Origin of the sequence: Streptomyces sp. NPDC018833 (assembly GCF_044390825.1) — a bacterium.
Lineage (GTDB): Bacteria > Actinomycetota > Actinomycetes > Streptomycetales > Streptomycetaceae > Streptomyces.
The window spans coordinates 41,326-55,072 of sequence record NZ_JBIRZM010000027.1; the positions used below are offsets into that span (position 1 = coordinate 41,326).

Below are 13,747 nucleotides of genomic sequence, written 5' to 3' on the forward strand. Positions count from 1 at the left end.
GTCCGTGGATGTGCGGCCCCTGTAGCGTCCGAGGCCATGGAAACGCAGGGCGGCGGCATCACCGTGCGGCGGGCGCTGGAACTGCCCGGGCTGCGCAGCGGGCTGCCGGAGGTGCTGGCCGGGGCGGACCGGCTCGACCGCACGGTCCGCTGGGTGCACGCCGGTGAGGTCCCCAACATCGCCTCCCTCCTCAAGGGCGGCGAACTGCTGCTGACGACCGGCCTGGGGCTGGGCACCAGACCGGCCGAGCAACGGGCCTTCGTGCACCGGCTCGCGGAGCGCGGGATCGCGGCGCTGGTCGTCGAACTGGGGTCGAGGTTCACGCGGCTGCCCGCCGCGATCGTGGAGACCGCCCGCGCATGCGGAATGCCTCTGGTGCAGCTGCACCGCGAGGTGCCGTTCGTGACGGTCACGGAGGAGATCCACACCGAGATCGTCAACGGCCACTACGCCCTGCTGCGCCAGGCCGAAGAAGTGCACCGGCGGTGCACCGAGGCGCTGCTGGGCGGCGGCGGAGTCCCCCAGGTGCTCGGCATCCTCGCTTCCTTCACGGGCGACCCGGTCTTCCTGGAGACGCCCGACGGGCAGCTGCTGTACGCGGCTGACCGACCCGGTGACGAGGCGGCCGTCGCCGACCCGCTCCAGATGTGGGAAGGGCTGCGTGGCGGGCGCCACGACGGGCCGCCGACCAACGCCGTCCTGGTGGACGTGCCCGGCGGCGTCCGGGGCACGGGCGCGGTGCGTGCCCGGCTGGTCCTGCTGGCGGTGTCGTCCCCGCTGCTGCCCGTGCACCGCATCGCCGCGGAGCGCGCGGCGGCATCGCTCGCCGTCGTCCTCATGCAGGCCCGCCAGGAGGAGGAGCTCGCGGCCCGTGGCCGCGGCGACTTCCTGACCGATCTCGCCGAGGGCCGCATCGCCCCCGACGACGCCCCGGCGCAGGCCCGGGTGCTCGGTTTCAAGCCGGGCTCGGGACCGCTGCTGCCGGTGGTGATGCGGCTCGCCGCCGAGCTGACGCCGACGGGCAACTGGGCCGTGCTCGCCCGGGCCGTGTCCGACGCTCTCGCATCACTTGGTGTGCCGGTCCTCCTCGGCGTACGCCCCGTGGAGGGCCGCGTCCCGCTTCTCGTCGGCCTCCGGACGGAAGACGAGCGGACGGCGGTCGCGGGCCGCGTCGCCGACGCGCTGCGCACAGGAGTCGAACGGGCGGGTCTCGAGCGGGCGGGTGCGCATCCGCCGGTCGTCGTGGTGGGCGTGGCGGGCGGCTGGGCCACGGCGGGCGCGGGGCTGCGGCACGCGGCCGAGACGGCGACGGCGGCGCGCGGTCTGAGCGACCGCCCCTGGTACGACGCCCGCCGCCTGGACATCGACCTGCTGCTGTGGCGCCTGCGCGAGCACCCCGACCTGGCGGCGTTCGTGGACCGCGCGATCGGCCCCTTGCGGGCGCACGACGCCTCGTTGCGCCCGCCGCTGCTCCCGACGCTGGAGTCGTATCTCGCCCACGCGGGCCGCAAGGCGGAGACGGCCCGGGAACTGCATCTCAACCGGCAGACGCTGTACAACAGGCTGGCGCGGATCGGCGAACTGCTGGGCACGGATCTGGACGACCCGGAAACGGTGCTCTCCCTGAGCCTCGCGCTACGAGCACGGCGGCACGTGCCCTGAGGGCCGGGGCGCTGCCGCCTGTGGGCCTCTTCGTCAGGGCGCCGCCCCGAACCCACCGCACCCCACACCCGTCGGGGCGCCGCCCCGAACCCCGCGCCTCAAACGCCGGCGGGGCTGAGTTTCCAGGGCCCAGCCCGATCCCCGGCGCCCCAACCGGCCGGGCTGAGATTCCTCGACACGGCCCAATCCCGCGCACCGCCAACCCGGCCACGCTGGAATCCGGGGCGCCGCCCCACTCCCCCGCGCCTCAAACGCCGGCGGCGCTGAGTTTCCAGGGCCCAGCCCGACCCCCCGCGCCTCAAACGCCGGCCGGGGTGACTTTCCAGGGCCCAGCCCGATCCCCGGCGCCCCAACCGGCCGGCCTGAGTTTCCTCGACACGGCCCAATCCCGCGCACCCCCAACCCGGCCAGGCACACGCTTGCCAAGCCACGTACCGACGCCGCACAAGCGGGACGATGCTGGGGGGCCGGGTTGCCGCGCGGCGGCAATTTACAACCCGTCCGGCGTTCGCGGACGCTCTCCCCCTACGTCTGACGGCGTGGGAGGTACCCCACCTCCGGCCGTGCGGGGCCCGGGGCGGAGCCCCGGTTCGGGAAGGCGCGGGGTGGGGACGGCACAGCGGTCAACCCCCGCCCGCCACCTCGTCGTACACGCTCAGTGCCTGCGCGATCGTGTCGTCCTCCGATGGCCAGGTGTCCGCCTGCGCCCGGCCCGCGCGCGCCAGGTCCTCCCGGCGCGACGGGTCCGCCAGGAGTGCCGTCACCGCCGACGCCAGCGCTCCCGCATCTCCGTACGGAACGAGGACCGCCGCTTCGCCCACCAGCTCCGGCATGCCGCCGACGGCCGTCGCGACCAGCGGGACACCCATCCGCAGTGCTTCCTGCGCCAGTACCGAGCGCGCCTCCCAGCGGCTGGGCAGAACCGCGAGGTCCGCGGCGGCGAGGAGTTCGGCCGCGTCGTCGCGGTGGCCGAGGAGCCGTACGGGCAGGTCCTCGTCGTCGATACGCCGCTGGAGCGCGGCCCGCTGAGGCCCCTCGCCCGCGATCATGAGCAGCGGCGCCGGGTCCAGGGCACGCCACTGGAGCGCGGCGTCGAGAAGCACCCCGTAACCGCGGTGCTCGTCAAGGCTGCCGACGGCGATGAGCAACGGCCGCTCGACCACGCCCAGATCGGCGCGCTTCTTGCCCGGCAGGCCGAACGGCGCGCAGCCGCGCGGGGTCGCGAGCGGCGCGAGCCGGGCGTCGCGGGCACCGCGCTCACGGGCCCGGTCCACGAGGTCCGAGCAGGTGGCGAACACAACTGCCGCCGTCCGTACGGCCCTTCGTTCGACGAGCCGCAGCACATGACCCCGCGCGCCCTCGCCGTGCACGCGTGTGTGCCAGGTGACGACGAGCGGCACGTCCTGTCCGCTCAGCGCGAGCGAGGCGCGCACGGCGGCGTGCAACCCGTGCGCATGCACCACGTCCGCGCCGGCGCACGCCGCGCGGAGCATCCCCACGGACAGGGGGTCGCTCCGGCGCGGCACGGGCACGAAGTGCGCACCGCAGGCCAAGTAGTCGTATTCCCGGTCGAGTTCGGCAGGGGCGCACACCGTCACCCGCACGCCCCGCGCCACCAGCCCCGCGGCCAGCGACCTGACGTGCGCGCTGCTGCCCGCACTGCCGCCGCCCAGCACCTGGACCGTACGCAGCTGTGTCACCCGCCAAGGATGCCAGTCCGTACGGACGTTCCGGGACCGTCCGCATGTCGTGCCTGTATCGGAACGGAGTCCTCGGCGGCCGGATCACCCACATAGGTGAATCAACCGGCCTGCGGCGCCCACTTCCCGGGTGTGCGCACGCACGGCGCCGACCGGCCCGGCAAGCCGCGCCCCGCCCCGCCCCGCCCGGGCACTCCAGGTCAGACGTCCGCGCGGGCCGTCGCCAGTAGTTCCTCCGCGTGCGCCCTCGCCGTCTCCGAGTCCTCCTGGCCGGCCAGCATCCGGGACAGCTCGCGCACCCGGTCCTCGCCCTCCAGGACCGTGACGCCGGACCGGGTCACCGACCCGTCGTCCGTCTTCTCGACGAGCAGCTGCCGGTCCGCGAAAGCGGCCACCTGCGGCAGGTGTGTGACCACGACCACCTGGGCCGACTTGGCCAGCTTCGCCAGCCGCCGCCCGATCTCCACCGCCGCCTTGCCACCGACGCCCGCGTCGACCTCGTCGAAGAGGTACGTCGGCACCGGGTCGGTGCCCGCGAAGACGACCTCGACGGCGAGCATCACCCGCGAGAGCTCACCGCCGGACGCGCCCTTGGCGATGGGGCGCGGGGGTGCGCCCGGGTGCGGGGCCAGCAGCAGCTCGACCTCGTCCGCGCCGTGCGGCCCGTACGCCACCGGACGGCCGCCGACCTCCACACCGTCCGGGTCGTCCGTCTGCCGGACCGCGAACGAGACCCGCGCGTGCGGCATCGCGAGCGAGGCGAGCTCCTCGGTGACGGCCTCGGCGAAGCGCGCGGCGGCCTCGGTGCGGGCGTCCGTCAATGCCTGGGCGAACTCGGATAGTTCACCGCGCAGCGCATCACGCTCCGTGATCAGCTCACCGATCCTGTCGTCGTCGCCGTCGAGATCGGTGAGCCGGGTCGCGCCCTGTTCCGCCCACGCCAGCACGGCCGCGATGTCCGCGCCGTACTTGCGCGTCAGCTGCGTCAGCGCGGCCCGGCGCTCCTCGACGGCCGCCAGCCGCAGCGGGTCGGCGTCGAGGTTGTCCGCATATCCGGCGAGTTCGCCCGCCACGTCGCCGAGCAGGATGGAGATCTCCCCCATCCGGTCCGCGAGCGCGGCCAGGGCCGGGTCGTGGGCCCGTACGGCGTCCAGGGCCCGCCCCGCACCGGCGACCAGGGTGGTCGCGTCCACGGCTTCGGGGTCCTCGGGGTTGCCCGCGAGGGCGGCGTGCGCGACGGACGCGGCGGAGGCGAGGGCCTCGGCGTGCCCGAGCCGCTCCGCCTCGGCCGCGAGCTCGGCGTCCTCGCCGGGCCGCGGCTCGACGGCCGCGATCTCGTCGAGGCCGAAACGCAGCAGATCCGCTTCCTGGGCGCGTTCGCGGGCGCGCGTCGTCAGCTCGTCCAGCTCCGCCGCGACGGCGCGCAGCCGACGGTAGGCGGCCGCGTACTTCGCGTGCGGGCCGGTGACGGCGTCGCCCGCGTAGCGGTCGAGCGCCTCCCGCTGGCGGGCGGGGCGCAGCAGGCCCTGCTGATCGGTCTGACCGTGGACCGCGACGAGTTCGTCGGCGAGCTCGGACAGCATGCCGACCGGCACGGAACGCCCGCCCAGATGGGCACGCGAGCGCCCCTCCGCGGAAACGGTCCGGCTGATCAGCAGCGTGCCCTCGTCGAGCTCGGCCCCGGCCTCCTCCGCGCGCAGCGCGGCGGGCGCGGCGGCGGACACTCTGATCCGCCCCTCCACCACCGCCGATTTCGCGCCGATCCGCACCAGGGCCGGGTCGGCACGCCCGCCGAGCAGCAGCCCGAGGCTGGTGACGACCATCGTCTTGCCCGCGCCTGTCTCGCCGGTCACCGCGGTGAACCCGGGCGACAGCTCGACGACCGCGTCGTCGATGACCCCGAGCGACCGTATCCGCATCTCCTCCAACACGGACATGACCTTACGAGGTCCGGGGGCCGCCGCGCGACGGGCCCCGGCCACCCATTCACTCTCCCGGGCAGCGCGGAGCGCGCTCAGTGCGGCGCACCCCGCCAACCGGACACCGGCAGGGCGAACTTGGCCACCAGCCGGTCCGTGAAGGACGCGTGGTGCAGCCGGGCCAGGCGTACCGGAACGGCTCCGCGGCGGACCACGACGCGAGCGCCCGAGGGCAGTTCCACGGTCCGGCGGCCGTCGCACCACAGCACTCCGTGCGGGGTGTGCGGCTGGACCTCGACGGCGAGGGTCGACGTCGGCGAGGTCACCAGCGGCTTCGCGAACAGGGCGTGGGCGCTGATCGGCACCATCAGCAGCGCCTCGACCTCGGGCCACACCACCGGTCCGCCGGCCGAGAAAGCATACGCGGTGGAGCCCGTCGGGGTCGCGCAGACGATGCCGTCGCAGCCGAAGCCGGTCACGGGACGCCCGTCGATCTCCAGGACGACCTCGAGCATGCGCTCGGGCGAGACCTTCTGGACGGCGGCCTCGTTCAGTGCCCAGTCCCGGTGCACGATGTCGCCGTTGCTGTGCACCACGACGTCGAGGGTCATGCGCTCCTCGACCTCGTAGGAGCGGGTGACGACCCGGTCGACCACTCTATCGAGGTCGTCGCGTTCCGCCTCGGCGAGGAAGCCCACCCGTCCCAGGTTGACGCCGAGCATCGGCACGCCCGAGGCGCGGGCGAACTCGGCCCCGCGCAGCAGCGTCCCGTCGCCGCCGAGCACGATCAGCAGCTCACAGCCGTCGAGCACCTCGGGCGTCGCGTCGGGCACGGTCTCGACGGATGCGGGCAGCGGCAGATCCGCCGCCTCGGCCTCCAGTACGCGTACGTCGATGCCGTTGCGCAGCAGTCCCTGGACGACGAGCTCGGCGCTGCGGATCGCCGCCGGCCGGCCGGTGTGGGCAAGCAGGAAAACGGTGCGTACGCGGGTTCTGGCCGCTGTCGTGGTCACTTCTGTCGTGGTCAACGAGGTCCCTCCGCCACTGCACGGTCGACGTCCGCCGGATCGAGTTCGGGCGCCCCGGCCCGGAGCCACAGAAAGTATTCGACGTTCCCGGAGGGGCCCGGAAGCGGGCTCGCGGTGACCCCCTGTACTCCGAGGCCGAGCCCGCCCGCCCGCTCGGCCACGGCCTTCACCGCTTCGGCGCGCAGCTCGGGGCTGCGCACCACTCCGCCGCTGCCGAGGCGCTCCTTGCCCACCTCGAACTGCGGCTTGACCATCAGGACCAGGTCCGCGTCGGGCGCGGTGCAGCGCACCATGGCCGGCAGCACGAGCCCGAGCGGAATGAAGGACAGATCGCCCACCACCAGGTCCACCGGCACTCCGTCGATCGTCTCCAACGTCATTTCTCGCACGTTGGTACGGTCCTTGACGGTCACGCGTTCATCGCTCTGCAGGGACCAGGCGAGCTGCCCGTAGCCGACGTCCACGGCGACGACGTGCGCGGCGCCCGCGCGCAGCAGCACGTCGGTGAAGCCGCCGGTCGACGCGCCCGCGTCCAGCGCCCGGCGCCCTTCGACCTTCAGACCGAGGGGTACGAAGGCGGCCAGCGCGCCCGCCAGCTTGTGCCCGCCACGGGACACGTAGTCCGGGTCGCTTTCGTCCGAGGCGACGACGATCGCCGCACTCGTCTCGACCTGGGTGGCGGACTTGGTCGCGGTGTTGCCGCCGACGCTGACCCGCCCGGCGGCGATCAGCTGGGCGGCGTGCTCGCGCGAACGCGCGAGCTTGCGGCGTACCAGCTCGGCGTCGAGACGGCGGCGGGCGACTCCTGCCACGGTGGGTTCAGCTCCTGTGGTCGTGCGACAGATGGTGCGGGGGCTGCGGTCCCGGCCGGGTGTCGAGCGCGGTCAGCGCGTCCCGCAGGCCCCGGTGTACATCCTCGTACACCTCCAGGTGTCCGTCGGCGGCGAGGTGGTCGGCATCGGCCAGTCTCTCCAGCAGGGCGTCCACCTCGGCGTGGCCGGTGGGTGTGCGCTGCACGCCGAGCGGCGCGGGCGCCGCGGGGTCGGGCGCCTGCTCCGACTCCGTCTGCTGTACGGGCTGGTCGTTGCCCGGCATCGAGTCGCTCATGCCCAGACGCTACCGCGAAGCCCTGCGGTACCGTCGATCACGATGGCCACGACGCAGGAGTGCCTCGGCGCACTCGAAAAACTCTCGGACAACCTGGCGAACGCGGACGGCGACGTACGCGGTGCGGCTGCGCTGGACCGATCCCTCAGCTGCCACGTCACGGACCTGGACACCACGTTCGCCGGCCGTCTCCAGGACGGCCGGATCGTGGTGACGCAGACCCTGGCGGGCCCGCCTCGGGAGAAGGCGGACATCCGCCTGGCGATGACGGGCGACGATCTGGTGGCGATGGTCGACGGGGACCTGCATTTCGCGAAGGCGTGGGCGTCGGGCCGGGTCAGACTGGAGGCGGGCTTCCGCGATCTGCTGCGCCTGCGCTCACTGCTGTGACGCCGCGGGTGCTGCGGCCCGCTCCATGCGCCGGGTTCCCCGGGCGCAGTCCGCGGTCGGCAGCGCCAGGCAATTCACCGGCCAGCACCGCGGCACCTACGGCCGACAGCGCCCGGCAATTCAGCGGCCAGAACACCACGGCACCCAAAGCGCCTGAGGTACGGCGTCAGGACACCGTCGCCGCGCGCCTGCGCGCGAACGGCACGACCAGCGTGTCCCCGACTCCGGGTCCTCGGTGACCTGACTCCTCACCTGGAAGACCTCCGCCAACAGCTCCGCCGCACGATGACGGCGAGTGCGCCGACGGTCGCCCCCTGTCCGAACCCGATCACATCGGGGCTGCCGAGCGGGTTGTGGGACAGGGACTGGAAGATCGCGCCGCTGAGCGCGAGCGACGCCCCGACGAGGACGGCGACGAGCACGCGCGGCAGCCGCAGCTCCTGGACGATGAACTCCTGTGCGGCGGTGCCCCTTCCGCGGAGCGTGTCGACGACGTCGCCGAACGACATCGGGAAGTCACCGCTGCCGATGAGCACGACGGCCGCGGTCGCGGCGGCCGCGGCGAGCACCACGACGACGACCGCTGCCCGCGGATCGACCCGGACGGAGAACCCTCCGGGTGTGGGTATCGCTTTCACCGGCGTGTTCACAGCTGGGTCATCCTCTTGCGGCGTACGAGCTGGATGAAGACGGGGCCGCCGATCAGCGCGGTGACGATCCCGACCTGCAGTTCGGAGGGCCGCGTGACGACCCGGCCGACGACGTCCGCGCCGAGCAGCAGCACGGGCGCGAGTACCGCGGCGTACGGCAGGATCCAGCGCATGTCGGGGCCCGTGACGGCCCGTACGACGTGCGGAATCATCAGCCCGACGAAGACGACGGGCCCTCGGCTCCGCGCTGTGACTCGGACAACTCTCGACCAACACAAGGTTAGGTTAGCCTACCCTCACATCGCGGCCCCGGGTCGGCTCAAGGCGTCCCACGGGGGTGGGCCGACTCCGCCGGCCGGAACCGGCACGGCATGCGCTCGGCACCGGCTCGGGGCTACCACTCCAGCCGGGCCAGCACCTTCCCCGCGTCGAGCGTGCACGAGCCGTCCCCGGCGTACGTCCACGCGGCACCGCACAACGCCCGCAGCCCGTCCAGCGGCGTCCCCTCCCCGTCCAGCACCAGCTCGTCGCCGCGGACCGCCGCGCTCCAGCCGCCGCAGCGCAACTCCCCGTCCGCCTCGGTCACTTCGGGCTGCGACGTCAGCATGCCGCGCAGATCGGCGTCGATGTACGTCGGCCGGTGCGACGGCACGGCCGCCAGCAACTGGGCGGCATCCGTCACCCCGGTCAGGACGAGGAGCGAGTCCACGCCCCCGTTGAACGCGCCCTCGATGTCCGTGTCCAGACGGTCCCCGACCACCAGCGGCCGCTCGGCTCCGGTCCGCAGGATCGTCTCCCGGTGCATCGGCGGCAGCGGCTTGCCCGCGATCCGGGGCTCGGCACCGGTCGCGATCCGCACGACCTCGACCGCCGCACCGTTCCCGGGCGCGATTCCGCGGGCACCGGGAATCGTCAGGTCGGTGTTGGACGCGAACCACGGCACGCCCCGAGCGATGGCGTAGCAGGCCTCGGCGAAGCGGCCCCACGCCAGATCCGGCCCCCCGTACCCCTGCACCACGGCCACCGGCCCGTCGTCCGCCGACTCCACCGGTTCGAGCCCGCGCTCGCGCAGCGCCACCCGCAGCCCTTCACCGCCGACGACCAGCACCCGCGAACCGGCCGGAACCTGCTCGGAGATCAGCCGCGCCACCGCCTGCGCGGAGGTGATCACATCGTCGGCGGCGGTGGGGATGCCGAGCTCGGTCAGATGCGCGGCCACGGCGTCCGGGGTCCGCAGCGCGTTGTTCGTCACATACGCGAGATGCATTCCGCCGGCGCGGGCCGTGGCCAGCGACTCGACGGCGTACGCGATCGCCTCCCCGCCCGCGTACACCACCCCGTCCAGGTCGAGCAGGGCCGTGTCGTACGCCTCGCTCAGCGCGATCGCGCTGCCACCCGGCCGGTTCGTGCCCTGCTGACTCATCCGTTTCCGCTCCTTGCTCGGGTCCACTCCCCCGATCATCGCTCATGGCCACCGACACATACGATGCCCAGATGAACAACGAAGGTCCTGCGGCCCATGACGGTCTGCACCTGATCCCGTTCCGCGGACTGCGCTACGTCCCCGAGCGGGTGGGCAGCCTCGCCGCCGTGACCTCACCGCCTTACGACGTGGTCGTCAGGCCCGACGGTCTGCACCACCTGGAATCGGCGGATCCGCACAACATCGTGCGTCTGATCCTGCCCCAGGCCGCCCTGCCCGAGGACCGCCACCGCCAGGCCGCCGAGACCCTGTCGCGCTGGCTCGCCGAAGGCGTCCTGGCCGCGGACCCCGAGCCCGCCCTGTACGTGTACGAGCAGCGCAAGGGCGATCTGCTGCAGCGCGGCGTCATCGGGGCGCTGGCCCTGTCCGAACCCTCCGACGGCGTCGTCCTCCCGCACGAGGACGTGATGCCGGAGGTCGTCGCCGACCGCACCGCCCTGATGCGCAGCACCGCGGCCAACCTCGAACCGCTGCTCCTCGCCTACCGCAGCGGCGGCGAGCTGTCCGGGACGAGCGCCGTCATCGAACGCACCATCCCGTGCCCGCCGGTGCTCGCCACCATCACCGAGGACGGCTTCAGCCACCGACTGTGGTCGGTCACGGACCCAGCCGAACTGGACGATATCCAGCGGGACCTGAAGAACCATCAGGCACTGATCGCGGACGGCCACCACCGCTGGGCGACCTATCTGCGGCTGCGCGCGGAGCACACGACGTCACCGGGCCCCTGGGACTACGGCCTGGTCCTGCTCGTGGACACGGCCCGCTATCCGCTACAGGTGCGGGCGATCCACCGGCTGCTGCGGCGGCTGCCGGTAGTCGACGCCCTGGCCGCGATCGGCGGCTCGTTCCGTGTCCGCAGCCTGGACGTCCCGGTGCAACAGGCCCTCGACGCTCTCGCCGAGGCGGCCGCGGAGGGAAACGCATTCCTGCTCGCCGGCGACGGCCGCTTCCATCTCGTGGACCGCCCGGACCCCGAGCTGCTCGCCGACACCGTGCCCGGCGGACGTCCGGTGGCCTGGCGCACGCTGGACGCGACGGTGCTCCACGCCACGATGCTGGACCGCCTCTGGCGGATCCCCGACACCCCGGAGCGCATCACCTACATCCACGACAGCCTGGCAGCGGTCACCCAGGCCGAACGGGACGGCGGCACCGCGGTGTTGATGCACCCGGTACGCGAGGAGGTCGTCCGCGACCTGGCGCGCGAAGGCGTCACGATGCCGCGCAAGTCGACCTCGTTCGGCCCGAAGCCGGCGACCGGCCTGGTGCTGCGGAGCCTCAATCTGGACTGAGATGCACCTGCACCTTCACGTGAGGGCGGTACCCCGGCCGGGGTACCGCCCTCACGCATCCACTGCTACTGCTGCTACCGCCTACTCGGCGGACCTGTCCTGCTCCTCGTCCCGCGCGGCGGCGTCCCCCGCGGCGCCAGTGTCACCCGGCTCCGCGGCCTGGCCGGAGGCCTGGGAACCGCCCTTGTGCTCGTCGAGGTGCTCGTCCGCCTCGGCCTCGTCCTCATGGGCCTCGTCCTCATGGGCCTCGTCGAGGTCGACGATCGCGTCGACGAACTCGACCCCGTCGATTTCGGCCAGCCGGTCGGAGGCGTCGGTCGCGCCGTCCTTGTCGGCCTCCAGCGCCTTGGCGAACCACTCACGCGCCTCGCCCTCGCGTCCGGCGGCGAGAAGTGCGTCGGCGTACGCGTACCGCAGCCGCGCGGTCCAGGGCTGTACGGAGTTCGAGGCCAGCTCGGGACTCTGCAGGGTCACGATGGCGGCCTCCAGCTGCCCCATGTCCCTGCGCGCCCCGGCGGCGACGAGCCGCATCTCGACCTGGCCGGCCTTGTCCAGCTTCTGCACCTCGGGCTCACCTGCCATCGCCAGCGCCCGCTCGGGACGGCCGAGTCCGCGCTCGCAGTCGGCCATGACGGGCCACAACTCCACGCTGCCGGTCATCCGCCGCGCCGCCCGGAACTCGGCCAGCGCCTCGGAGTACTTCTGCGTCGTGTACGCCGCGAAGCCGGCGGCCTCGCGCACGGCGGCCACACGGGAGGCGAGGCGCAGCGCCACGCGGGAGTAGGCGTAGGCCTGCTCGGGGTCCTCGTCGATCAGGTTCGCGACCATGACGAGGTTCCTGGCGACGTCCTCGGCGAGACCCTTCGGAAGGCTCTGCAGCTCCTGACGCACGTCCTTGTCGATCTCGTCACCCGTGACGTCATCGGGGATCGGCAGGCGCTTGATGGGCTCACGGTCGGGACGGTCCCGGTCGTCGCGCCGGCCGTATCCTCCCCGGTCGTCGCGGCCTCGGTAGCCCCCGCGGTCGTCACGACGGTCGTCACGGCGGTCGTCACGACGGTCGTCACGGCGGTCGTCACGACGGGGACCGCGGAAGCCGCCCCGGTCGCCGCTGTCCCGCCGGTCGTCACGGCGGAAGCCGCCACCGGGACGGTCGTCACGGCGCCCGTAGCCACCGCCGGCGGGGCGGCCGCCACGGTCGTCACGCGGCCGATCGTCACGACGGAACCCACCACGGTCACCACTGTCACGACGGTCGTCCCTGCGGTCATCGCGACGGTCGTCACGACGGAAACCACCAGCCGGTCGGTCGTCGCGGCGGAAGCCGCCACCCTGGCGGTCGTCGCGCGGCCGATCGTCACGACGGAACCCACCACCGGCGGGACGGCCACCACGGTCGTCACGCGCCCGATCGTCACGACGGAACCCACCACCGGCGGGACGGCCACCACGGTCGTCACGCGCCCGGTCATCACGACGGAACCCACCACGGTCACCACTGTCACGGCGATCGTCCCTGCGGTCGTCACGCCTGTCGTCGCGACGGTCATCACGACGGTCATCGCGACGGAAGCCGCCGCCCCGCTCGTCGTCACGGCGGAAGCCGCCGCCCTGGCGGTCGTCACGACGGCCGTAGCCGCCGCCACCGCCGGGCCGTCCACCACGGTCGTCGCGGGATCCGCGATACCCACCGCGGTCGTCGTCACGCCGGAAGCTCCCACCCGGACGGTCGTCGCGGCGGTCGTCGCGGCGGAAGCCGCCACCCTGGCGGTCGTCACGCGGCCGATCGTCACGACGGAACCCACCACCGGCGGGACGGCCACCACGGTCGTCACGCGCCCGGTCATCCCGACGGAACCCACCGCGATCACCACTGTCACGGCGATCATCGCGACGGTCATCACGACGGTCGTCGCGAGGGTCGTCACGGCGGAAGCCGCCACCCTGGCGGTCGTCACGCGGCCGATCGTCACGACGGAACCCACCACCGGCGGGACGGCCACCACGGTCGTCACGCGGGCCGCGGTATCCACCGCGTTCGTCGTCGCGACGCGGTCCCCTGTCGCGGTCACGGTCGCGGTCGTCGCGGCGGAAGCCGCCGCCACCGCCGGCGGGGCGACCGCCGCGGTCGTCGCGGGAGCCGCGGTATCCGCCGCCCTCACCACGGTCGTTGTCACGACGAGGCCCACGGTCCCGGTCGTCACGACCGCCGCGGAATCCTCCCCTGTCACCACCGTCCCTGCGACGCGGCTCGCGCTCCGGACGGTCGTCGGGAGAGTTGGTGGACATCGGTGTGACTCCTGTCTTCGGGTACCACAGTCATTCTCGCGCAGTCGGCCATCGACCGCGCTTCGGCATATCAGCAAAACAAAAAGGACCCTTGGCCCAGCGTGAACGCTGGTCCAAGGGTCCTTCGAAGATTGTTCGGCGGCGTCCTACTCTCCCACAGGGTCCCCCCTGCAGTACCATCGGCGCTGAAAGGCTTAGCTTCCGGGTTCGGAATGTAACCGGGC

The 13,747-nt window shown here is 73.2% G+C and carries 11 protein-coding genes, 1 rRNA gene and 2 pseudogenes; 3 read left to right on the plus strand and 11 right to left on the minus strand.

The annotated features are described in order from the left end of the window. Window positions 1-36: 36 nt before the first annotated feature. The gene (locus ACH5AF_RS34195; protein WP_398907308.1) at window positions 37-1,662 is read left to right on the plus strand and encodes a PucR family transcriptional regulator; all 1,626 of its coding nucleotides are present in this window, start codon (window positions 37-39) and stop codon (window positions 1,660-1,662) included. Between the two features lie 623 nt (window positions 1,663-2,285). Here ACH5AF_RS34195 and ACH5AF_RS34200 read toward each other — a convergent pair. From ACH5AF_RS34200 to ACH5AF_RS34220, 5 genes are all read right to left on the minus strand, one after another. After that, window positions 2,286-3,362, minus strand: coding sequence for a glycosyltransferase family 4 protein (locus tag ACH5AF_RS34200; protein WP_398907309.1), 1,077 nt, complete (start codon window positions 3,360-3,362; stop codon window positions 2,286-2,288). A 200-nt stretch (window positions 3,363-3,562) separates the two neighbouring features. Beyond that, window positions 3,563-5,299 (minus strand): DNA repair protein RecN, encoded by a 1,737-nt coding sequence (gene recN, locus ACH5AF_RS34205; RefSeq protein ID WP_398907311.1) that lies wholly within the window; start codon window positions 5,297-5,299, stop codon window positions 3,563-3,565. Window positions 5,300-5,376: 77 nt separating this feature from the next. After that, complete coding sequence (locus ACH5AF_RS34210) at window positions 5,377-6,309, minus strand: NAD kinase (RefSeq protein ID WP_398907312.1); 933 nt, start codon at window positions 6,307-6,309, stop codon at window positions 5,377-5,379. After that, window positions 6,306-7,121 carry a TlyA family RNA methyltransferase gene (locus ACH5AF_RS34215; RefSeq protein WP_398907314.1) on the minus strand — a complete coding sequence of 272 codons (816 nt, stop codon included), beginning with the start codon at window positions 7,119-7,121 and terminating at the stop codon, window positions 6,306-6,308. Before ACH5AF_RS34215 ends, ACH5AF_RS34210 begins: the two co-directional genes overlap by 4 nt. A 7-nt stretch (window positions 7,122-7,128) precedes the next feature. Then, window positions 7,129-7,416 carry a hypothetical protein gene (locus ACH5AF_RS34220; protein ID WP_398907316.1) on the minus strand — a complete coding sequence of 96 codons (288 nt, stop codon included), beginning with the start codon at window positions 7,414-7,416 and terminating at the stop codon, window positions 7,129-7,131. Between the two features lie 42 nt (window positions 7,417-7,458). Between ACH5AF_RS34220 and ACH5AF_RS34225 the strand changes: the two genes are divergently transcribed. Then, window positions 7,459-7,806 carry an SCP2 sterol-binding domain-containing protein gene (locus tag ACH5AF_RS34225; protein ID WP_398907318.1) on the plus strand — a complete coding sequence of 116 codons (348 nt, stop codon included), beginning with the start codon at window positions 7,459-7,461 and terminating at the stop codon, window positions 7,804-7,806. Between the two features lie 281 nt (window positions 7,807-8,087). On the opposite strand, the pseudogene ACH5AF_RS34230 reads toward ACH5AF_RS34225, so the two are convergent. The 3 genes and pseudogenes from ACH5AF_RS34230 to ACH5AF_RS34240 all read right to left on the minus strand — a co-directional run. Then, a pseudogene (locus ACH5AF_RS34230) lies at window positions 8,088-8,456 on the minus strand (iron chelate uptake ABC transporter family permease subunit); the annotation flags it as partial. After that, window positions 8,453-8,692: pseudogene (locus ACH5AF_RS34235) on the minus strand (iron chelate uptake ABC transporter family permease subunit); the annotation flags it as partial. The pseudogenes ACH5AF_RS34235 and ACH5AF_RS34230, both read right to left, overlap by 4 nt. A gap of 158 nt (window positions 8,693-8,850) precedes the next feature. Then, window positions 8,851-9,879, minus strand: a complete 1,029-nt coding sequence (locus ACH5AF_RS34240; protein ID WP_398907320.1) for an HAD-IIA family hydrolase — start codon at window positions 9,877-9,879, stop codon at window positions 8,851-8,853. A gap of 71 nt (window positions 9,880-9,950) precedes the next feature. Here ACH5AF_RS34240 and ACH5AF_RS34245 point away from each other — a divergent pair, with 71 nt between their 5' ends. Next, complete coding sequence (locus tag ACH5AF_RS34245; protein ID WP_398907322.1) at window positions 9,951-11,234, plus strand: DUF1015 family protein; 1,284 nt, start codon at window positions 9,951-9,953, stop codon at window positions 11,232-11,234. Between the two features lie 81 nt (window positions 11,235-11,315). On the opposite strand, the gene ACH5AF_RS34250 is transcribed toward ACH5AF_RS34245, so the two are convergent. From ACH5AF_RS34250 to rrf, 3 genes are all read right to left on the minus strand, one after another. Beyond that, on the minus strand, window positions 11,316-12,125 hold the full coding sequence (locus ACH5AF_RS34250; RefSeq protein ID WP_398907324.1) for a hypothetical protein: 810 nt from the start codon (window positions 12,123-12,125) through the stop codon (window positions 11,316-11,318). After that, window positions 12,047-13,438, minus strand: a complete 1,392-nt coding sequence (locus tag ACH5AF_RS34255) for a hypothetical protein (RefSeq protein ID WP_398907325.1) — start codon at window positions 13,436-13,438, stop codon at window positions 12,047-12,049. The genes ACH5AF_RS34250 and ACH5AF_RS34255 overlap by 79 nt, the downstream gene beginning before the upstream one ends. 218 nt (window positions 13,439-13,656) lie before the next feature. After that, window positions 13,657-13,747, minus strand: a 5S ribosomal RNA gene (gene rrf / locus ACH5AF_RS34260); the annotation flags it as partial.